The 20,855-nt window shown below is 72.9% G+C and carries 15 protein-coding genes; 11 read left to right on the forward strand and 4 right to left on the reverse strand.

The window, feature by feature from the left end; translation table 11 throughout:
- Window positions 1-2 precede the first annotated feature (2 nt).
- Window positions 3-3,047 carry an ADP-ribosylglycohydrolase family protein gene (locus ACLJQE_RS04695; RefSeq protein WP_410637690.1) on the forward strand — a complete coding sequence of 1,015 codons (3,045 nt, stop codon included), beginning with the start codon at window positions 3-5 and terminating at the stop codon, window positions 3,045-3,047.
- Between the two features lie 34 nt (window positions 3,048-3,081).
- A complete protein-coding gene (locus ACLJQE_RS04700; protein ID WP_410637691.1) occupies window positions 3,082-4,989 on the forward strand; it encodes a glycohydrolase toxin TNT-related protein in 1,908 nt (635 codons plus the stop codon).
- Here ACLJQE_RS04700 and ACLJQE_RS04705 read toward each other — a convergent pair.
- The 3 genes from ACLJQE_RS04705 to ACLJQE_RS04715 are packed head-to-tail and all read right to left on the reverse strand — an operon-like array spanning window position 4,976 to window position 8,587.
- Window positions 4,976-5,827 carry a class I SAM-dependent methyltransferase gene (locus tag ACLJQE_RS04705; RefSeq protein ID WP_410637692.1) on the reverse strand — a complete coding sequence of 284 codons (852 nt, stop codon included), beginning with the start codon at window positions 5,825-5,827 and terminating at the stop codon, window positions 4,976-4,978. The two genes, ACLJQE_RS04700 and ACLJQE_RS04705, sit on opposite strands and share 14 nt — an antisense overlap.
- 12 nt (window positions 5,828-5,839) lie before the next feature.
- Window positions 5,840-7,147: a sensor histidine kinase gene (locus ACLJQE_RS04710; RefSeq protein ID WP_410637693.1), complete on the reverse strand. Its 1,308-nt coding sequence runs from the start codon at window positions 7,145-7,147 to the stop codon at window positions 5,840-5,842.
- 3 nt (window positions 7,148-7,150) lie between these two features.
- Window positions 7,151-8,587: a CCA tRNA nucleotidyltransferase gene (locus ACLJQE_RS04715; protein ID WP_410637694.1), complete on the reverse strand. Its 1,437-nt coding sequence runs from the start codon at window positions 8,585-8,587 to the stop codon at window positions 7,151-7,153.
- Between the two features lie 100 nt (window positions 8,588-8,687).
- On the opposite strand from ACLJQE_RS04715, the gene ACLJQE_RS04720 reads away from it, so the two are divergent.
- Window positions 8,688-9,230: an NUDIX hydrolase gene (locus ACLJQE_RS04720; RefSeq protein ID WP_410637695.1), complete on the forward strand. Its 543-nt coding sequence runs from the start codon at window positions 8,688-8,690 to the stop codon at window positions 9,228-9,230.
- Window positions 9,227-11,380, forward strand: coding sequence for a DUF6049 family protein (locus tag ACLJQE_RS04725; protein ID WP_410637696.1), 2,154 nt, complete (start codon window positions 9,227-9,229; stop codon window positions 11,378-11,380). The genes ACLJQE_RS04720 and ACLJQE_RS04725 overlap by 4 nt, the downstream gene beginning before the upstream one ends.
- 124 nt (window positions 11,381-11,504) lie before the next feature.
- Here the strand turns inward: ACLJQE_RS04725 and ACLJQE_RS04730 are convergent, their stop codons facing one another.
- The gene (locus ACLJQE_RS04730) at window positions 11,505-12,758 is read right to left on the reverse strand and encodes a hypothetical protein (RefSeq protein WP_410637697.1); all 1,254 of its coding nucleotides are present in this window, start codon (window positions 12,756-12,758) and stop codon (window positions 11,505-11,507) included.
- A gap of 219 nt (window positions 12,759-12,977) precedes the next feature.
- Between ACLJQE_RS04730 and murJ the strand changes: the two genes are divergently transcribed.
- The 7 genes from murJ to ACLJQE_RS04765 all read left to right on the forward strand — a co-directional run bounded on the left by murJ (window position 12,978) and on the right by ACLJQE_RS04765 (window position 20,741).
- Window positions 12,978-14,702, forward strand: coding sequence for a murein biosynthesis integral membrane protein MurJ (gene murJ / locus ACLJQE_RS04735; protein WP_410637698.1), 1,725 nt, complete (start codon window positions 12,978-12,980; stop codon window positions 14,700-14,702).
- Window positions 14,703-14,781: 79 nt separating this feature from the next.
- Window positions 14,782-16,374 (forward strand): protein kinase family protein, encoded by a 1,593-nt coding sequence (locus tag ACLJQE_RS04740; protein WP_410637699.1) that lies wholly within the window; start codon window positions 14,782-14,784, stop codon window positions 16,372-16,374.
- Between the two features lie 31 nt (window positions 16,375-16,405).
- On the forward strand, window positions 16,406-17,029 hold the full coding sequence (gene sigM / locus ACLJQE_RS04745) for an RNA polymerase sigma factor SigM (RefSeq protein WP_034284380.1): 624 nt from the start codon (window positions 16,406-16,408) through the stop codon (window positions 17,027-17,029).
- On the forward strand, window positions 17,026-17,856 hold the full coding sequence (locus ACLJQE_RS04750; protein WP_410637700.1) for a hypothetical protein: 831 nt from the start codon (window positions 17,026-17,028) through the stop codon (window positions 17,854-17,856). The genes sigM and ACLJQE_RS04750 overlap by 4 nt, the downstream gene beginning before the upstream one ends.
- A gap of 103 nt (window positions 17,857-17,959) precedes the next feature.
- Window positions 17,960-18,952, forward strand: a complete 993-nt coding sequence (gene trxB, locus ACLJQE_RS04755) for a thioredoxin-disulfide reductase (RefSeq protein ID WP_410637702.1) — start codon at window positions 17,960-17,962, stop codon at window positions 18,950-18,952.
- A 34-nt stretch (window positions 18,953-18,986) separates the two neighbouring features.
- The gene (gene trxA, locus ACLJQE_RS04760; RefSeq protein WP_003082899.1) at window positions 18,987-19,310 is read left to right on the forward strand and encodes a thioredoxin; all 324 of its coding nucleotides are present in this window, start codon (window positions 18,987-18,989) and stop codon (window positions 19,308-19,310) included.
- Between the two features lie 282 nt (window positions 19,311-19,592).
- A complete protein-coding gene (locus tag ACLJQE_RS04765) occupies window positions 19,593-20,741 on the forward strand; it encodes an N-acetylmuramoyl-L-alanine amidase (RefSeq protein ID WP_410637703.1) in 1,149 nt (382 codons plus the stop codon).
- The last annotated feature ends 114 nt before the right edge of the window (window positions 20,742-20,855 follow it).

Genomic DNA, 20,855 nt, shown 5'->3' on the forward strand with positions numbered 1-20,855 from the left:
GAATGGACGAAGAGGAAGCCGTCGCTCGCGCGCGGGAGTGGTTGCGCACGCGGCCCGGCGGTGACCGGCTGCGGATCCGGCCGGAGTTCACCGCGCGCCGCCCGGACGGCTGGAGCTTCACGGTCAACGCGGCCGGCTACCTGGACGGCACCGACATCGGCGCCGGACTGTTCCCCAGCCCGGTGGTCTTCGTGCCGGACGACGGCGAGACCGGGCTGGACCAGGCGGCGATGGCGAGCACGCCCGCCGAGGCCGAATGGCGGCCGGACGTCGACCCCGAGTTCGACGAGAAGTCGTTCCCCCAGCTCGACCTCCCGGTGCGGGCCGTCCGCGGCTGGACCCGGGCGAACGGCGAGCACCGCGTCAACGAGCAGTACACGCCCGGTCCGGTCTGGCGCGGCTTCCCGGTGCCGTCGACCGACGCCGAGAAGCTGCTGAACTACCTCGCCGCGAACTGGATCAGCCGCGCCGAGTTCGTCCGCGCCCTGCTGGACTGCGAAGTGCTCGTGCCGTTGCTCGGCACCGGCGAACCGCTGCTGCGGCCGGTGCCCGGCACGGGCGAGCGCGAAGTCATCGCCTACAGCTCGTCGGCGAAGGTGCCCGGGCGGTACCCGCGCCGCCGGCGCGTGACGGTCCGGGACCTGCCGCCGTCCGGGCTGACCCTCGACCCCGGCACCGGGCTGGTCCGCAGCCTCACCGCCGCCGAACTGGGCACGACCGGCGAGCACCGGCCCGTCGTGGAAGAGCCCGCGCCGGAAGCCGGGCCCGAGGTCGCCGAGGCGCTGCCCGCGCTGGTCGCGGAGTTCGGCGTCGAGCCGCCCGACCTGCTGGAACGGCACCTGCGGTACGCCCTGGACCACGCCCGCGACCACCACTTCGAGCTGACGCCGGACGAGTGCGTCCGGTACCTGCGCGGGTTCGCCTGGCAGTACCGCAACGGCGTCCGCCGCCGGGCGGGCCAGGAGCCGGAATGGCCCGCCGACCTGGGCGCGAACGGCTTGATCGCGCACGTGGACGAGGACGCGCGCCCGCGCCCGGTGCCGTGGACGTTCGGCAAGTTCTCCGCCTTCGGGACGCCGGCCGACCGCTTCGCGTGGCACCGGATCGTCGGCGCGTACGTCGGCTTCGCGATCGGTGACGCCCTCGGCGGCGGCGCGGACCCGGCGGACCCCCTGCCGTTGGGCGGCCTGACCCGGCACCTGCTCTTCCACACCGACATCGTGCTGCGCGGCCTGCCGCCGGTGCCGACCGGCGAAGTCCCGGCGACCCTGCCCGAACCGGACCCGGTCGGCTGGCTCGCCGTCGCGACCCGGCACGCCGGCCCCGCGCCCGCCGAGTTCTCCGCTTTGCTGGCCACAGCCTTGGCCGCGACGCCGGCCGCGGCGGTGGCACTGGCGGACGTCGACGGCGAGCAGTACGCGAAGGACGTCGCCCGCGAGCTGACCGGCAGCGCGGCCGGTGCCGAGGTCACCGAGGGCGTCGAGCTGCTGATCTCCCTGTTCCAGGCCCTGCTGACCCGGGAGACCTTCGCCCTGCCGGTGCACGTCCGCCTGCACGAGGTGGGTGGCGACCTGGCGACGTCGACGCTGGCGCTGCGGGCCGACCGCGACGCCGACGACGTCACGCAGCTGGAAAGCATCGGCGACGGCCGGAGCGTCCGGTCGGTGCTCGGCCGCGCGCTGTTCGCCGCGGCCAAGCGCGGCTACGACCCCGAGGCCGCGATCAGGCTCGCCGCGCGGTCCGGTCCGGTGGCCGGGGCGATCGCCGGTGCGCTGGTCGGCGCCCGCGTCGGCGTGCCCGGCCTGCCGTGGGTGGCTTCGCTGCCCGATCTCGGCCTGCTCGACGACGTCGCCAGCGACATCTTCTGGTACTTCAACCGCAACGGCCTCCAGACGGAGACCGCGGAGCACGCACGCTGGGAGCGCCGGTACCCGAGCGGCCGGTTCACCCCGGAACGGAAGGGACCCGACTTGCGATCGCGACTGCGGGGCAGCCTGCTGGCCGGGGCGATCGGCGACGCGCTGGGTGCGAAGACGGAGTTCGACTCGATCGACCGGATCCGCGAGATCGCCGGGCCGGACGGCATTACCGACTTCATCCCCGCGTACGGCGGCGTCGGCCGGATCACCGACGACACGCAGATGACGCTCTTCACGCTCGAAGCGCTGATCAGGGCCCACGCCCAGCAGCGGAAGACCGGCTCCGCCGACGTCGTCCACTCGCTGCAGATGGCCTACCAGCGCTGGCTGCACACCCAGGGCGTCACGTGGGACCGGGCCCGGGGCCCGCAGTCGGCGGTCGAGGCGGCCGACGGCTGGCTGATCACCCACCAGGAGCTGTTCAGCCGGCGGGCGCCCGGCCTGACCTGCTTCGGTGAGCTGGAGGCGTACGGCCGCTCGGGTGTCCGCGGCACCATCGACCGGCCGGTGAACAACTCGAAGGGCTGCGGCGGCGTGATGCGGGCGGCGCCGATCGCGCTGTGGTCGGACGACCTCGCCGAGGTGTTCCGGCTCGGGGCCGAGAGCGCCGCGCTGACCCACGGTCACCCGAGCGGGTATTTGTCGTCCGGCTGCTTCGCGGTGATCGTGCACGAGCTGCTGCACGGAAAGCCGCTGCTCGACGCGGTCGCGACCGCGCGGGCCGAGCTTGTGAAGCACCCGGCGCACGAAGAGCAGAGCGCCGCGCTCGACGCGGCTCTGGCGCTGGCGGAACAGGGGCCGCCGACGCCGGAGAAGCTGGAGTCGCTGGGGCAGGGCAACGTCGGCGAGACGGCGTTGTCGATGTCGGTGTACGTCGCGCTGACCACCACGGACGTCGATTCGGCGTTGCTCGCGGCGGTCAACCACAGCGGCGACAGCGACTCGACCGGTTCGGTCTGCGGCAACCTCGCCGGCGCGATGTACGGCGAGGAAGCACTGCGGCAAAGCTGGCTGGACCAGCTGGAACTTCGCGAAGTCATCGTCGGCCTCGCGGACGACGCGCTCACCGAGTTCGGCCCGGGTGCGCCGGGCGACGACCGGTGGTTCGCTCGGTACCCGGTCGACTAGGTTCTTGGGGTTACTGGGGACGGGGAGGACAAACGTGCGTTACCGGGTTGAGGTCGCCGAACGCCCGGACGGCCTGTACGCGACGTGGGGTGAGGGGACCTACCGCGCGCAGCGGTCGACCACGGACGGCACCGTGCTGCTTTCGGTGCTGCCGGAGGAAGAAGCGCCGGAGGGCTTCGACAAGGAGTTCAACGGCCGTCCGGCCCGGGTGGTGCCGGCGGGCGAGGTGCCGTCGACGTTCACGCTGCGGACCTTCGCCGAGTACGACGGCGAGGTCTTCGAGGTCGCGCCGGGCGACCGGCCGGAGCTGACCCTGCGCTGGGTCCGCGACGACGCCGCCCGCGCGGCCCAGCTCGGGCTGACCGACTTCTCGGTCACCGTGCCCGCCAAGCAGGTCACGGCGCTGTGGCAGACGCGGCTGGACTTCACGGAGACGCCGGAAGCGCGGCCGCAGCCGGGCACCGGCGACCAGAACGCGCTGCTGCGCGCCATCGGCCGGACGCTCCTGCACACCGTGCCGGGCGGCTGGGCCCGCGTCGGCGCGCAGTTCCGGCAGGTCGGGGACTACGCCGAGATCGAGGTCCGCGCGGTCGGCGACGAGGACGGCCCGGTGTCGGTGTCCCTGCCCGCGGTGCCCCGCCTCGGCGGGCTGTTCGCGCGGCTGCGGGCGGCGATGTTCCAGGCCGAGGCCGGCACCTGGTTCCAGGGCACGTTCACCCTCGACGCCGAGTCGAAGTTCGACTTCGACTTCGACGCCGACCGCGAGCCGGACTGGCGGGTGCCGCCCAACGACGGTGGCCGCCCGTCTACGGCCGCCTACGAGCTGGAGCTGGCGACCTTCCCGCGGACGCCGAAGTACCTGCCGGCGTGGCTGACGGCGAAGGCCGGGCTGCCGCTGGACGTCGTGTTCCGGACCGCCCGGGTCGCCGACTCGCACGTCGAGGGCGAGCGACCGGTGGTCAACCGGCCGCCGGTGCCGCCGGACCAGGTCCGCGGCCTGCTCGACTACCTGTTCCGGGCGCCGGTGGCACTGCACCGGCCCGCGCCGCTGCCGGACATCTTCGGCGGGCCGGGCGCGAAGCCGGACGTGCCGAACGCCTTCCACACCGACGGCACCTGGATCTGGCCCGCCGCCGTGCCGCACTACCTGCGCAAGTACGGAGTGCCGCCGGAGCCGGAGCTGGTCGAGCACATCCGGGCAGCCGGGTTCCGCCCGCCGTTCGTCGGGGAGCTCGTGCGCGCGACGGCGGAGGCGGAGGTCCTCGGGCAGCCGCGGCCGCCGCAGACGGCCGCGGACCTGCCGGACGAGCGCGCGCTCACCCGGGTCGCCCGCGGCGAGCCGGTGCGGCACCTGCGTGGCGCGGAGACCCTGGAGCTGCTCCAGCAGCGGCTCGCCGAGCACGGCGTGCCGGCCGCGGCCTACCGGATCGGCGCGAACGAGGTGCCTGCCGAAGGCGTGTGGACGCTGCGCCGCGCCGAAAACGGCTGGGAGGTTTCGCGGCCGCCGTTCGACGAGCCGGTGGCGTTCGGCTCGCTCGGCGACGCGGCCCGGTTCCTGCTCGGCGTGCTGCTGATGCTGCCGCCGCGGCCGGCGGAGGAGTCCGACCAGCCCGCCGACTGGCCGATCCTGCCGATGCGCGGCGAACCGCCGTTGAACTTCTACCGCGGCAAGCGCCTGCTCGTGCTGCCGCCGGGCACCACGGTCGTCCGGTTCGGCAACGAGACCGGCAACCTGGTGCACGCCGGCGGCTCGCGGTTCGTCGAGACGGCGCTGGCGTTCGACCGCGAACGCGAGAAGCGGCTCTACCGGGTGCAGCGCGCGATCCGCGTGCTGACCGGCGTGACGGCGCCGTGGGGCGGGCTGCCGGGCGGCGCGGTCGCCTACCTGCTGCCGCGGCCGCTCGCCCAGCACGTCGAGACGGGTTCGCTCAGCAGGCAGTGATCAGGACGGCGGGCGACCACCAGTAGTCGGCGAGCGGTTCGACGCCGACTTGCGCGAAGCCCGCCGTCGTCAGCTGCTGGGCCCAGACTCGGGCCGGGTGCTCCCAGTTCGTCCGGTGCTGCCCGGAGACGATCCCGAGCAGCACCGGCAGCAGGAAGCCCTGGGCGACCAGCGAGGCGTCTTCGCCGTACTCGGCCACGCCACGCTCGTAGCGCTCGACGAGCGACCGAAGGTGCTCCGGCGAGCCTTCTTCGAACTCCGGGACGTCGAATTCGGCGATCACCAGCGTGCCCGTGCGCAGCTGCAGCGCGCGGAGCACCTCGGCACGCTGCTCGGGCTCGATGGACTGCAGCGCGAACGTCGACTGGACGAAGTCCCAGCCGAGGTCGTCGCGGGCCAGGAAGTCCTGGGCGGTCGACTGCCAGCACTGGGCCGACGGCACCCGCTCGTGGACGCCTTCGAGCAGCGCGGCCGACGGCTCGACCAGGTCGATCCGCGCGGGAACGTGCGACGCCTGCTCCAGCGCGGGGACGACGGCGAGGCCGTCACCGCAGCCCAGGTCGAGCAGCGACTCCGGCTTGGCGGCGTCGTACCGGGCGGCCAGCTCGGCGCTCAGCGCCCGGTACAGCTCGACGTTGCCGCCGCCGCGGATGAACGCCGTGAACGCGCTCGGCTGGTCGTACACCGGCGCCGACTCCTCGCCGGCCAGGTGGGCCCGCAGTTCGTCCGCCAGCGTGGAGCCGGCGCGCCCGGCCTGGGCGGCGAGTTCGGCGGCTTGGTCGCGGTCACCGGAGCGGTAGGCGGCGAGGGCGTCGGCCAGCAGGTCGATCGAGGTCATGGTCAGGAGATATCAGAACGGGACCCACAACGTCACCCGTGTGCCACCCCCGGCGAGTCCCGATTCGACCAGCGACGTCCCGCCGACCTCGGCCAGCCGCGCGGTGATCGACTCGCTGATGCCGAACCCGGCCGGGTGGTCGGCCGGGCTGAAGCCGCTCCCGTGGTCACGCGTGATCACCGCGATGCCGCCGTCCCGCTCTTCGACGCGGACCACCACCCGATCGGTGCCGGAGTGCTTCATCGTGTTCCGCATCGCCTCGCGGACGGCGTCGCGGATGGCGATCTGCCGGACTTCCGACAGGGTGTCGTCGTCCAGCTCGGCCACCACGAGCTGGGCCCGCAGGCCGTCGCGGGCCATTTCGGCGGCGAGCGCGGCGAGCTTCTCTCCCAGCGGCCGCGCGCCGGCCTCGGCCCGCTCGGACGCCGCCGATTCGATCGTCTGCCGGACCTCCACCGCCTGCGCCCGCGCCAGCCGCTGGATCTCCGCCAGCCGCTCTTCGGCGTCGCCGGGGCCGGACAGCGCGATCGCCTCCAGCGTCTGCAGCACGGTGTCGTGCAGCATCCGGTGCTGCTTGGCGCGCTCGGCCAGCCGCCCGTTGCGGGTGCCGTAGGCCAGCGCCAGGCGCGTGCCGAGGCCGGTCAGCACCAGCGCTGCCGCCGCCAGGAACAGTTCCGCGAGCAGCACGGAGTACGTCGAAAAGGCGGCGCCGACCTCGAACCGGCCGGTGTTCAGCCAGTTCGCCAGCATCCGCAGCGGGAAGCTGAGCAACCCGAAGACCAGGCCGCTCGGGACGCCCAGCGCGAGCGTCAGCAGCCCGGCCTCGCCGAACAGGTGGACGCTGGTGACCGCGAGCGCGTCGAAGTACACCGGAGCCGGCACGGTCAGCGCGATGAGCAGCGGCGAAACCACCGTGAAGGCCAGGTCGGCCGCCAGCAGCTTCCCGGCGTTGCGGCCGCGGTACGGCGCCGAACGGAACATCCAACGGAAGCCGATGACGTTCAGCGCGACCGACAGCAAGGTGAACACCCCGACCGGCAGCAGCCCGGTCGTGCCGTGCCGGAGGACGTAGCCGCCGAACTGGCCCGGCACCGCGAGCAGCCGGTACGCCAGCGGGATGAGCACGACGTAGCGGGTCGCGCGCAGCAGCAGGCCGTCGCGCTCGGCGGGGTCGATCGGGCCGGACATCCGGGCGATGCGCCGCAGCGCGTGCATCGGCGCCGGGTCGGCGATCTCGTCGGGCAGCTCACTCGTGGCGGTGGCGATCGCGGGGGCACCGCGCCTCAGCAGCGCCACCAGGAAGCTGCCCCCGCCCGCCACGGCTCAGGCGCCCCCGACGCCGTTTTCCGCGGCCCACTTCTTCAGCTCGGCGACCGCCTCGTCGTGCTCCAGCGGGCCCCGCTCCATCCGCAGCTCCTTGAGGAACTTCCACGCCTTCCCGACGTCCGGCCCCGGCTTAAGGCCGAGCAGCTCCATGATCTGCTCGCCGTTGAGGTCCGGCCGCACGCGGTCGAGGTCCTCCTTGGCCTTGAGCGCGGTGATCCGGGCCTCGAGGTCGTCGTAGGTCGCCTGCAGCGCGGCCGCCTTCCGGCGGTTGCGCGTGGTGCAGTCGGCGCGGACCAGCTTGTGCAGCCGGGTCAGCAGGTGTCCGGCGTCGGTGACGTACCGGCGCACCGCCGAGTCCGTCCACTCGCCCTTGCCGTAGCCGTGGAATCGCAGGTGGAGGAACACGAGCTGGGAGACGTCGTCGACGACCTCCTTGGAGAACTTCAGCGCCCGCAAACGTTTGCGGGCCATCCGTGCGCCGACCACCTCGTGGTGGTGGAAGCTGACGCCGCCGCCCGGCTGGAACTCCCGGGTGGCCGGCTTGCCGACGTCGTGCAGCAGCGCCGCCAGCCGCAGGATCAGGTCCGGCTCGGACGTCGGCTCGTGCGTCTTCTCCAGGTCGATCGCCTGGGCGAGCACGGTCAGCGAGTGCTGGTAGACGTCCTTGTGCTGGTGGTGCTCGTCGATCGCCAGCCGCATCCCGGGCACCTCCGGCAGCACCCGGTCGGCCAGCCCGGTGTCCACCAGCAGCTCCAGCCCGGGCTGCGGGTCGGCCGCCAGCAGCAGCTTCGACAGCTCGGCCTGCACCCGCTCGGCGGTGATCCGGTCGATCTCCTCCGCCATCGACGTCATCGCGTCGACCACCCGCGGCGCGGCGGCGAAGCCCAGCTGCGCGGCGAAGCGGGCGGCACGCAGCATCCGCAGCGGGTCGTCGGCGAACGACTCCTGCGGCGTCGCGGGGGTGTCCAGGACCCGCTCCCGCAGGGCGCTCAGCCCGTCGTGCGGGTCGATGAACGTCTTCGACGCCAGCTCGACGGCCATCGCGTTGACGGTGAAGTCGCGGCGCAGCAGGTCGCCCTCGATGCTGTCGCCGAAGGTGACCTCGGGGTTGCGGCCGACGCGGTCGTAGCTGTCGGCGCGGAACGTCGTGATCTCGAGCTGCATGCCCTTCTTCGTCACGCCGACCGTGCCGAAGGCGATCCCGACGTCCCAGACCGCGTCGCCCCAGCCGCTGACGATCTTCAGCACCCGGTCGGGCCGCGCGTCGGTGGTGAAGTCGAGGTCACCGGAGGGGCGGCCGAGCAGCGCGTCGCGCACGCTGCCACCCACGAGGTACAGGCGGTGTCCCGCACTGGCGAACCGTTCCGCCAGCTCCTCTGCCAGTGGAGCGACCTCCATCAGCCCCACCACCTGCTTGTCGACCACGTCGTTCACGAAAATCCCACTACGTTCCAGGTGCGATTGCTCCAGGCACCGCCGGACACGGACACGCTGTCCAACCTACCGGTGCAACCGTTTGCTCTAGCATCGCAGCATGTCTGGATCAGCCGGCCGCCCCGGCGCCTCGAAGCCGCGCAGGCGGCGCAGGCGTCAGCGCGGCAGGCGCCTGACCACGGTCGACGAGACGTCGGCCGGTGGCCTCGTGGTGGACGCCGACCGCGAACAGGCGGTGCTGATCGGCCGGCTCGACCGGCACGGCAGACTGCTGTGGTCGCTGCCCAAGGGCCACATCGAGGACGGTGAGACGGTGGAACAGACGGCCGTGCGCGAGGTGAAGGAGGAGACCGGCATCTCCGCGCGCGTCACGCGGCCACTGGGCACCATCGACTACTGGTTCGTGGCCGAGAAGCGGCGCATCCACAAGACCGTGCACCACTTCCTGCTCGAAGCGCTCGGCGGTGAGCTCTCCGACGAAGACGTCGAGGTCACCGAGGTGGCCTGGGTCCCGCTGGCCGAGCTGGAGTCCAAACTCGCCTACTCCGACGAGCGCAAGCTCGTCCGGAAGGCCAAGGAACTTTTCGCGCGCCCGGACGTCCACGGACGAGACGAGCACGCCCCTGAGGGAGCCCCCGAGTGAAGCGGTTCGCCGCAACCTTCCTGTCCGTCCTCTTCCTGGCCGTCCCCGCCCTCGCCGGCGCCTCGGTCGCCCAGGCGCAGGAGGGCGCGCGCCTGCGCATCGACCTGGCCGGGCTCAGCCCGCGGGTGATCACGACGTCGGCGACGACGCTGACCGTCACCGGCACGGTGACCAACACCGGCGACCGCCGGGTCGCCAAGCCGCAGGTCCGGCTGCAGGTCGGGGACCGGGCGACGACCGAGCGCGGGATCGGCGACGTGCTGTCCGGCGCGGTCGTCAAGGACACTCCGCTGACCGAGTTCACCTCGGTCGCCGACGTGCTCGAACCGGGCCAGAGCGCCCCGCTGAACATCACCGTGCCGCTGACCGGAACGCGGGCGGACCGGTTCGCCCGCCCCGGCGTCTACCCGCTGCTGGTCAACGTCAACGGCACCCCGGAGTTCGGCGGGCCGGCGCGGCTGGGTGCGGTCAGCATGCTGATGCCGGTGCTGGCCGGGCCGGGCAAGCAGGCCGCCGCGCGGGGCGGCGCGCCGAGCATGACCCTGCTCTGGCCGCTGACCGGCAACATCCCGCACGTCTACGCGGCGCCGTACGGGAGCCCGATGGTGCTGGCCGACGACCGGCTGGCCACCGAAATCAGCGGTGACGGCCGGCTGAACGCGCTGGTCACCTCGGCGGCGACGGCCGTGCGGAACAGCTCGAACCTGGCGAAGTCGATGTGCTTCGCGCTCGACCCCGACCTGCTCGCCACCGTCGACGCGATGACCCGCGGCTACCTCGTCCACACCGACACCGGGAACGTCGACGGCAAGGGTGCCGAGGCCGCGAAGGCGTGGCTGTCCGAGCTCCGCACGCTGGTCGGCGGCCGCTGCGTGGTGGCGCTGCCGTTCGCCGACGCCGACCTCGACGCGCTCACCCGCATCCGGCCCGGCGACACCAGCCTGGTCAGCCGGGCCGTCACCGGCGCGTCGACCATCCAGCAGCTGACCGACGTCACCCCGCAGACCGGCGTGCTCTGGCCGGACGGCACGCCCAGCGCGTCGGTGCTCACCGCGCTGACCGAGGCCGGCGTGCGGACCGTGCTCACCGACGCGGGCAAGCTCGCGCCCGCCGGGGCCGGCGGCGGCGTCACCGTGCAGGGCAGCACCGCCCGCCTGCAGCCGACCGACTCGCTGATCTCGGCCGCGATGACCGGCGTCCCGACCGTGCCCGGCTCGGTCACGGTGCCCGCGACGACCGAGCGGGCGGTCGCGAGCCAGAACGGCCTCGGCGCCCTCGCCTTCCGGGCCGGGCTCGGCCTGACCGCGGGGCCGCAGCGGCCGGATCACCTGCTGGTCGCGCCGCCGCGGCGCTGGGACGCCTCGGCCGAGGAGTTCGGCACCTACCTGCAGCAGGTCGGCGAGTTCCTGACCGCGGGCCTGGTCACGGCGACCGGGCTCCCGGCGCTGCTCGCCGCCAGTCCCGAGGTCTCCGGCTCGGTCGGCGACGGCGGGCCGGACCCGGCCACGGGGGTCGACGCCGGGGTCGTCTCGACGCTGGCCGGACTCGACGTCCAGGCCACCGGGCTGGCGTCGGCGATGCAGCTCGACCCGACCAAACGGGTGAAACCGGACGACGTCGTCGAGCCGGTCCGGCTGGCCGAGCTGCGCGGGGCGTCCACGGCGTGGCGGGGGCTGCCCGCCGACGCCGCGACCACGAACGCGCAGGCCGAGCTCGCGGCGATCAGCGGGCGGGTGACCGTCTCGCAGCCGAAGCAGACCATCGCGCTCGCGTCCGGCAACTCGCCGCTGCCGGTCTACGTCAGCAACGACCTGCCGGTCGGGATCAACGCCCGGTTCGCCCTCGACAACAACACCGGCCTGCGCCCGGGGGACGCCAAGGACTGGTTCTTCCCGGCCAGCGGCGGCAAGAACTACTTCCTGCCGGTGGAGGCGCTGCGGGCCGGCCGGTTCAGCGTCGATGTGTCGTTGCGCACGCCCACCGGTACCCCGCTCGGGTCATCCGCGCGGTTCGAACTGACCTCCACCGAGTACGGCGCGATCACCATCATCGCGACCGTCGCCGCAGGTGTGGCCCTGCTTCTGCTCGCTTCCCGGCGGATCTACCGGCGGGTGAAGGACGCCCGCGCGGGCCGCGACGTCGTGGACTGATCCGTCGGCCTTCGAGTGTTCCGGGCGGTTCGCGATTACCCTTGGTCCGCACGTGCGCGGCACCGGGCCGCGGCACCGGAGTAGAGCACCGAGGATTGGGCACGCGTTGGAGAGAGAGCCGGGCTTACCACCCGAGCGTGCGGGTCGTCCTCGGCGCGAAGGGCCCACACCACCGCCCCCGCCACGGGGCGACGGTCCGCCACGGGCGTCGCAGCCGGTCCGCCGCCAGCAGCAGCCACCGCCTCCGCCCCCGGAGCGCGGCCGCCGCCAGCCGCCCCGCAACGGCCACACGCGCCAGATGCCGGCGCCCGACGACGCGACGGTCCGTGACCAGCGCCCGGTCCGCGAAGACGGCCCGCCCCGGGACGGCCGTCCCCGCCGCGGCGACCAGGCACCCCACGACGGCCGCGCGCCCCGCGGCGACCGCCCGGCGCGCGACGACCGCCCACCCGCCGACGACCGCCCGGTCCGGGGCGACCGCCCACCCGCCGACGACCGCCCGGTCCGGGGGGAGCGCCCCCCTGGCGGCGGCCGCCCGGCCCGCGCTCCCCGTGGCGACCGCCCGGCCCCGGACGACCACCCCGTCCGCGGCGACATCCCGCCCCGCGACCAACGAGCCCCTCGCGGCGACCGCCCGCCACCGGACGATCACCCGGCCCGCGACCACCCGGCCCGCGGCGAACGTGCACCCGGCGGCGACCGCCCGGTCCGCGACCCGCGCGCCGCACGCGGCGCTCGGCCGGCGCCGGACGACCTGCCGCCCCGCGACCAGCGCGCCCCCCGCGGCGACCGCCCGGCCGCGGAGGAGTTCCCGGCCCGCGAGGGCGGCCCCCGCGGCGACCGGCCGCGCGACGACTGGCCCCGTGACGACCGCGGCCCGCACGACGACCGCGCCCTCCGCGAGGACCAGCCGCCGCGCCGGGTTCCGCCGCCGCAGGGCGGCCGGCCGCCGCGCAACGCCGGCCCGGCACCGACGCGGGTCCAGCCCGTGCCGCCGCCGAACGGTGGGCAGCCAGTACCGCCGGGCAACCCTCAGCCGGGCCTGCCGCCGCACGGCGGGGGACAGCCGGCCGTACCGCCGCCTGGCCTGCCGCTGAGCGGCGCTCAGCCCGTCGTATCGCCGGGCAACCCGCAACCCGGCCCGCCGCCGCACGGCGGGGGACAGCCGCCGCACAGCGGAGGGCAGCCAGTACCGCCGGGCAACCCCCAGCCGGGCCTGCCGCCGCACAGCGGAGCCCAGCCGGCCGTACCGCCGCCAGGCCTGCCACTGAGCGGCGCCCAGCCCGTCATATCGCCAGGCAACCCGCAACCCGGCCCGCCGCCGCACGGCGGGGCGCAGCAAAGTGGCCCGCAGCCGGTCCCGGGCCCCGCTCCGCACCAGGGACGGCTCCCGCAGCCCAGCCCGCCGCTGACCCCGCCGCCCGGCAGTCCGGCGCTCGGTCCCGGCACCCCGCCGCCGGGCACGCCGGTTCCGTCCCGTGGCCGCGGGGCCCGCCGTCCGGCGCCGGTCCGGCCGTGGCAGGAGGAGGCCCAGCAGGCTCCGCACCCGCCCGACCCGGAGGCGACGCGGTTCATCCCGCGGACCGCCGGCGTCCCGATGAACTCGCGCTGGCCGGTCGCCGACCCCGACGTCATGCGGCCGTACGACGCGCTGGCCACCCAGGTCATGCCGGCGCTCAAGGGGCCGCTGGTCAAGCCCCGGCCGGGCGAGGAAGCGCCGGAGGCCCCGGCCAAGGCGCCGTCGCTGGCGAAGGCGTCCGGCCGGATGGCCATCGCGTCGCTGATCAGCCGGATCACCGGCTTCCTGTGGAAACTGCTGCTGGTCGGCGCGATCGGCCAGGGCATCGCGAACGACTCGTTCAACGTCGCCAACACGATGCCGAACATCATCTTCGAGCTGCTGATGGGTGGCGTGCTCGCCAGCGTGGTCGTGCCGCTGCTGGTGCGCTCGCAGGACGACCCCGACGGCGGCACGGGCTACACCCAGCGCCTGCTCACGGTGGCGTTCTCGGTGCTGCTGGTCGGCACGGTGGTGGCGGTGCTCGCGGCACCGGCGTTCACGAGTCTCTACGTCGACTCGTCCGGCCAGGCCAGCGCGGCGCTGACCACGGCGTTCGCCTACCTGCTGCTGCCGGAGATCTTCTTCTACGGCGTGTTCGCGCTGCTGTCGGCGGTGCTGAACGCCAAGCAGGTCTTCGGGCCGACCGCGTGGGCGCCGGTGATCAACAACCTGGTGGTCATCTTCACCATCCTGGTCGTCTGGATCATGCCGGGCGACATCAACACCACGCAGGTGTCGATCACCGACCCCAAGGTCCTCACGCTGGGCATCGGCGTCACCGGCGGCATCGTCGCCCAGGCGCTGCTGCTGATCCCGCCGCTGCTGCGGTCCGGCTTCCGGTTCAAGTGGCGCTGGGGCATCGACAAGCAGATGAAGGAGTTCGGCGGCCTCGCGCTGTGGATCCTCGGCTACGTCGCGGTGAGCCAGATCGGCTACACGATCAACACGCGCGTGCTGACCAGCGGTTCACCCGGCGGTGTCACCGCCTACAGCAACGCCTGGCTGCTGTTCCAGCTGCCGTACGGCGTCATCGGCGTCTCCCTGCTGACCGCGATCATGCCGCGGATGAGCCGCGCGGCCGCCGACGGCGACCACAAGAAGCTGATCGGTGACCTGTCGTACGCGTCCCGGATCTCGACGGTGATGCTCGTGCCGATCTCCGCGGTGATGACCGTGGTCGGCGGCTCGATCGGCATCGCGCTGTTCACCTTCGGCAAGGGCACGGTCGAAACGGCCGAGCGGCTCGGCGACGCGCTCGCCATCTCGGCGTTCGCGCTGCTGCCGTACGCGCTGGTCATGCTGCAGATGCGGGTGTTCTACGCGATGAAGGACGCGCGGACGCCGACGCTGATCATGATCGTGATGACGCTGGTCAAGGTGCCGCTGCTGTACCTGTGCCCGGTGCTGCTGTCGCCGGACAACGTCGTGCTCGGCGTGATGATGGTCAACGCGCTGACGTTCGTGGTCGGCGCGATCCTCGGCCAGGTTTGGCTGTGGGTGACGCTGGGCAACTTGCGAAGCAAGCGGGTGATCGGCGTGATTCTCTTCACGGTCGTCGCGAGTGTGCTGGGTGTGGCCGCCGCGTGGGTCGCGGGCAAGCTGGTGCCCGACTCGTTCGGGCCGACTTTCGGTGCCTGGGTGAAACTGCTGCTGCAGAGCGTCGTCGGCATCGTCGTTTCGTTCGGCGTGCTGGTGGCGCTGAAGGTGGAAGAGCTGAGGCCGGCCACTTCGAGGTTCACCCGGTTGATCAAGCGCGGGTAACGATTGCGGTACGGAAGGCGACAACTCCCGCGTCGTATTCTGGGTACCCTCAGTGCGGGGAGCTAGCGGGAGAGTGCGGGTGGACACGAGGCGGAGCGAACAGGCGGGGGGTGCGAACCACGTGGGCAAGGCCCAGGTCGGATCGCTGGCCCCCGGGCGTGTGGTCGGTGACGGCCGCTACCGCCTCCTCGCGCAGTTCGGCGTGGACGAGCGGGGCGACGCGCACCTTTGGCGTGCCCGGGACGGGCAGCTGAAGCGGGACGTCGCGCTGACCCTGCTGGTCGGCGACCCGGCGGATCCCGAAGCCGCCCGGCTGGCCCGGCGGACGCTGGAACGCGCAACGCACGCGTCGAAGTTCGGCCACGGTGGCGTCGCCCGCGTGCTGGACGTGCTCGCCCTCGGCAGCGGCATCACCTCGAGCGAAGGCCTGCTCGGTGTCGTCGTCGCGGAGTGGACCAAGGGCAGCGACCTGGTGGACCTCGTCGCGCAGCGGCCGGTGGCGCCCGCCGCGGCCGCGCGGATGGTGCAGGCGCTGGCCGAAGCCGTCGAGCAGGCCCACCAGAACGGGCTCGTCCTCGGCCTCGACCACCCCCAGCGCCTGCGGCTGACGCCCAACGGCGCGCTCAAGCTCGCGTTCCCCGGCCCGCTGCCGGAGGCGACGCTGCGCGACGACGTCAAGGCGCTCGGCGCGGTCCTGTACCTGCTGCTGACCGGCCGCTGGGCGCTGCCCGGCGGCCCGCCCGCGATCCCGGCGGCCCCGCTGACGCCGCAGGGCCGGATCGTCCCGCCGCGCCAGCTGGTGCCGACGGTGCCGGCCGACCTGTCGTCGCTGGCCGTGCGCACGATCGAGGACGGCGGCAACGGCGGCATCCGCACCAGTGCGGCCATCCTCCGCGTGCTCGACCAGGTGGCCGAGGAAGAGGAACGCACCCAGCTGATCAAGGCCGTCGGCGGGGACGTCGCCGAGCCCGACGGCACGATCTGGACGACGAAGAAGCCGGTCAAGGACGTCGCCCGGCGGCGCAAGCTCGCCCTCGGCGTCACGGTGCTGGTGGTCGCGACCGTCGTCATCCTCGCCTGGGGCGGCCTGATGCTGATCAACGTCTTCCAGGGCGATTCGAAGGCGAGCGGGCCGTCGATCAACGTCGCCGCGCCGCCGGCGTCGAGCCAGCAGAACGGGGCGCCGCCCCCGTCGTCGTCGGCTCCGGCCCCGCCGCCTTCGCCGACCGTGGGCGCCCCGGTGGCCCCGCAGTCGGTGGCCGTCTTCAACCCCGAGGGCCGGGGCGACAACACCGGCCGGGCGCGGTACGCGATCGACGGCAAGCCCGAGACGGAGTGGCGGACCGAGAAGTACAAGCAGCAGTTCCCGGCGATCAAGCCGGGTGTCGGGCTGCTCGTCACCTTCGAGAACCCGATCAACCTCAGCCAGGTGAAGATCACCGGAGGCACCCCCGGCACCAAGGTCGAGGTCCGCTCGGCGACCGAGAAGAGCCCCGAACTCGCCGACACGAAGGTGGTCGGCAACGGCGACCTGAAGGACGGCGAGACGACGATCCCGCTGGCCCAGCCGACCCAGGGCGAGTACTTCATCGTCTGGATCACCCAGCTGGGCGACGCGGACGGGCAGTTCATGACCGAAATAGGCGACCTGTCCTTCCTGCCTGCGGGGTGACGCACCCGACAGGGTCAGTAGGCTCTTGCGGGTGACAGCTGCAGCTCCCACGGATGCGGATCTGATAGCGGCTCACGCCGCGGGAGACCCTCATGCGTTCAGCGAACTCGTCCAGCGACACCGCGACCGCATGTGGGCGGTGGCCCTGCGCACGGTCCGCGACCCGGAAGAGGCCGCCGACGCGTTGCAGGACGCGTTCATCTCGGCGTTTCGCGCGGCCGGGAACTTCAGAGCGGAGTCGCAGGTCACGACGTGGCTGCACCGGATCGTGGTGAACGCCTGCCTCGACCGGATCCGCCGCCGCCAGGCGCGCCCGACCGTGCCGCTGCCGGAAACCGGCTTCAACGAGCCCGCCACGCCCCGCGACTCGATGGCCGAGCGGGAGACCAGCCTGCTCGTGCGCGAGGCCCTCGACCAGCTGCCCGAAGACCAGCGTGCCCCGATCGTGCTCGTCGACGTCGAGGGATACTCCGTCGCCGAGACGGCCAAGATGCTCGGGATCGCCGAGGGCACGGTGAAGAGCCGGTGCGCGCGGGGCCGCGGGAAACTCGCGAAGGTTCTCGGGCACCTGCGGAACCCCGATGCGATTGCGAACGTCCCAACTCACGAAAGCAAACGGGCCGGGCGTCAGCCGGGTAGCGGGGAGGGACGATGACGGACGAAAGCCGGGGGATCGGGGGGACCATCGGTCCGCCCTGGTCTGTCGACGTGCTCGCCGACCTCCACGCCGGCGTCCTGGACGACACCGACGCGGCCGAGCTGTGGCCGCTGGTCAACGCCGACCCCGAAGCCCGGGCGATCCTGGACGCCCTGGACGCCACGCAGGCCGATCTGGCCTCCCTCGCGGACGCGCCGGCCCCGCCGATGCCCGCGGAGTTCGCCGCCCGGCTGGACGCGGCACTGGCCGCCGAAGCAGCGGCCGCCTTTCTTGGACAAGCACAGCCTGGACAAGCACAGCCTGGGAAAGCCCAGTCGGCGGCCGGGGGAGCGACTCCGGCAGCTCCGGCACCTCGGGACGCACCGGTGGTGGACCTCGCGGCGGCCCGGCGGCGGAACAAGCGGCTCGGCTGGGCCGCCGGCGTCCTGACCGCGGCCGCGGCGGCGGTCGTCGCCGTGACCGTCGCGATCCCGAACACCGCGCAGCGGCCCGGCACCCCCGACGTCGCGGCTCCCGCCCCGACGGGCCCCTCGGTCGGCAGCGACGGCGCCGGTGCGCAGGCACTGGTCGGCAAGGCGATCGGCGTCCGCGACTTCGGCCCGCTGCAGAGCGAGGACCGCCTCGACGCCTGCATCGCGGCCGCCGGGCTGGACCCGAAGGTGCGGCCGGAGGGCATCCGCCCGGTGAACGTCGGCGGCAAGGCGGGCGTGATGATCATCCTGACCACCGGCAAGCTCGCCCAGTTCCGGCTGGTCGCCTTCGGCGCGGACTGCGGGCCGGGAAATCCGGCCGTGCTGTTCGACAAGGTCGTCGGCGAGAAGTAACCGCGCCTCCGAGGAGACGAGTAGCGGCTGTCACGCCGGGGAACATGGCCACCTACGATCGTGTTGAGCCTGGTACACGGGTCACTACGAGCGGAGGTCACGGGTGGCTGCCGAGGAAATCAGGAACCTGATCATTGTCGGGTCGGGTCCTGCCGGATACACCGCTGCCGTTTACGCGGCGCGGGCCCAGCTTGAACCGCTGGTGTTCGAGGGCACGCAGTTCGGCGGCGCGCTGATGACGACGACCGAGGTCGAGAACTTCCCCGGGTTCCGCGACGGCATCATGGGTCCGGACCTGATGGAGGAGATGCGCAAGCAGGCCGAGCGTTTCGGCGCCGAGCTGCGCGCGGAGGACGTCGAGTCGCTGGAGCTGACCGGCGAGGTCAAGTACGTCCACGCGAACGGCAAGCGCTACGCCGCCCGCGCGGTCATCCTCGCCATGGGCGCGGCGGCGCGGTACCTGAACGTCCCGGGCGAGCAGGAGCTGCTCGGCCGCGGTGTCTCGGCCTGTGCGACCTGTGACGGCTTCTTCTTCCGCGACCACGACATCGTGGTCGCCGGCGGTGGCGACTCGGCGATGGAGGAGGCGACCTTCCTGACGAAGTTCGCGAAGTCCGTCACGGTCGTCCACCGGCGCGAGGAGTTCCGCGCGTCCAAGATCATGCTCGAGCGCGCCCGCGCGAACGAGAAGATCAAGTGGAAGCTGAACTCGCAGATCACCGGCGTCCTGGGCGACGGCAAGGTCGAGGGCCTGCAGCTGAAGGACACCAAGGACGGCTCCGAGTCGACGCTCGACGTGTCGGGCTTCTTCGTCGCGATCGGCCACGACCCGCGCAGCCAGCTCGTGCGTGGGCAGGTCGACCTGGACGAGGACGGCTACGTGCTCACCCAGGGGCGGACTTCGTTCACGAACCTGGACGGCGTCTTCGCGGCCGGCGACCTGGTGGACCGCACCTACCGGCAGGCGATCACCGCCGCGGGCTCGGGGTGCAGTGCCGCGATCGACGCGGAACGATGGCTCGCGGAGCACGGCGAAGCGGACGCGCACGAGGCGGCCGAGCTCGTCGGCGGCGGCTACGGCGCGGGCACCAACTGACTTTCCGGCGTTCAACCACCCCGAAGGAGAAACCATGGCCAACACCGTGAAGGTGACCGACGCAACGTTCGTCGACGAGGTTCTGACCAGCGAGAAGCCGGTCCTCGTGGACTTCTGGGCCACCTGGTGCGGCCCGTGCAAGATGGTCGCCCCGGTGCTCGAGGAGATCGCGGCCGAGAACGGCGAGAAGCTGACCATCGCCAAGATCGACATCGACGAGAACCCGAACACGCCGCGTGACTACCAGGTGATGTCCATCCCGACGCTGATCCTCTTCCAGGGCGGCAAGCCGGTGAAGCAGATCGTCGGCGCGAAGCCGAAGGCCGCGCTGCTGTCGGATCTCGCCGACGTCCTCTGAACCGAACAAGCCCGGCGAACCCGGGGCCTGCGGGAATCCTCCTGCGGGTCCCGGGTTCGTCGTCTTTCGGAGGAATCTGTTCCCTGCGGGTGAATCGAGCGTGACGAGAGCCACCGCGGGTACTCCGCGAACGGGTCCTTGACGTACCTACCGGGCCTGCGCTGTCACCCAGAGTTGGCAAGGCACAATAGAAGACCTGGGCTCGTCCCAGCGAAGGTTTTCCCCAAGTCCTGCCACGCGCCGAGCCCCCCGAATCGGTGCCTTAGGAAGAGCGAGGAGTGCATGCGGGTACTCCGCCGCGGTGACGCCGGTCCGGACGTCGCCGAGATCAGGTCCATCCTGGCCGGGATGGACCTGCTCCCGCCGGTCACCGGTACCGACGACTACGACACGTTCGACGTCGCCGTCGAGCACGCCGTCCGTGCCTTCCAGCAGCGCCGTGGGCTGATGACCGACGGCATCGTGGGTGCGGCGACGTTCCAGGCGCTCAAGGGCGCCAGCTACCACCTGGGCAGCCGCCCGCTGTCGTACATGATCGCCTCCCCGGTGCACGGCGACGACGTCTTCACCCTGCAGGAGCGGCTCACCGAACTCGGCTTCGACGCCGGCCGCCCCGACGGCTACTTCGGGCCGGCGACCGAGCGCGCGCTCAAGACGTTCCAGCGCGACATGCGCCTGACGCCGGACGGCATGTGCGGCCCGGCGACCATCCGCGAGCTGCACCGCCTGTCCTCGCCGCGGGCCCGGGGCGGGCGCCCCGTGTTCCTGCGCGAGCAGGAGCAGGTGCGCCAGGCCGGTCCGCGCCTGCGCGGCAAGCGCATCGTGATCGACCCCGGGCACGGCGGCGACGACCTCGGCGTGGTCGCCGGCGGCCTGCGCGAGGCCGACATCGCGTGGGACCTCGCCCGCCGCCTCGAAGGCCGGATGAAGGCCACCGGCATGGAGGCGCTGATCTCCCGCGGCCCGAACCACAGCCCCACCGAGCTGGAACGCGCCCGGTTCGCCAACGACGCGGGCGCCGACCTGTTCCTCTCGCTGCACAGCGACAAAAACCCCTCGCCGCGCGCGCAGGGTGTCGCGAGCTTCCACTTCGGCACCGGCAACGGCACGACGTCGACGGTGGGTGAGCTGCTGGCCGGCTTCATCCAGCGTGAGGTCGCGGCCCGCACGGGCATGCTCGACTGCCGCACGCACTACAAGTCGTGGGACATCTTCACCCGCACCCGCTGCCCGGCGGTCCGGGTCGAGATCGGCTACCTGACGAACCCGGACGACGCCCGCAAGCTCGGCGACCCGGCGTTCCGCGACATCGTCGCGGAAGGCATCCTGATCGCTGTCAAGCGCCTGTACCTGCTCGGCGAAGGCGACCAGCCGACGGGCACGTTCACGTTCGCGGACGTCCTCGCGCACGAGCTCGCCAAGGCCGAATAGAGCCGACCACAACCCCTAGCGGCTCTCCTTCACCTGCCCCACCACCCCTGGGGACGCGTTCGGCGCGTCCCCAGGTTTCCGGGCAGTTCTCCACAGGTTTTCCACCGCTCCTAT

It is taken from the genome of Amycolatopsis sp. lyj-346 (assembly GCF_046548975.1).
GTDB lineage: Bacteria > Actinomycetota > Actinomycetes > Mycobacteriales > Pseudonocardiaceae > Amycolatopsis.

Coding starts and splice junctions, on each gene's coding strand:
- murJ (WP_410637698.1), top strand. CDS start 12,978: ATGAACTCGCGCTGGCCGGTCGCCGACCCCGACGTCATGCGGCCGTAC.
- ACLJQE_RS04765 (WP_410637703.1), top strand. CDS start 19,593: ATGCGGGTACTCCGCCGCGGTGACGCCGGTCCGGACGTCGCCGAGATC.
- ACLJQE_RS04750 (WP_410637700.1), top strand. CDS start 17,026: ATGACGGACGAAAGCCGGGGGATCGGGGGGACCATCGGTCCGCCCTGG.
- ACLJQE_RS04720 (WP_410637695.1), top strand. CDS start 8,688: ATGTCTGGATCAGCCGGCCGCCCCGGCGCCTCGAAGCCGCGCAGGCGG.
- ACLJQE_RS04705 (WP_410637692.1), bottom strand. CDS start 5,827: ATGACCTCGATCGACCTGCTGGCCGACGCCCTCGCCGCCTACCGCTCC.
- ACLJQE_RS04695 (WP_410637690.1), top strand. CDS start 3: ATGGACGAAGAGGAAGCCGTCGCTCGCGCGCGGGAGTGGTTGCGCACG.
- trxA (WP_003082899.1), top strand. CDS start 18,987: ATGGCCAACACCGTGAAGGTGACCGACGCAACGTTCGTCGACGAGGTT.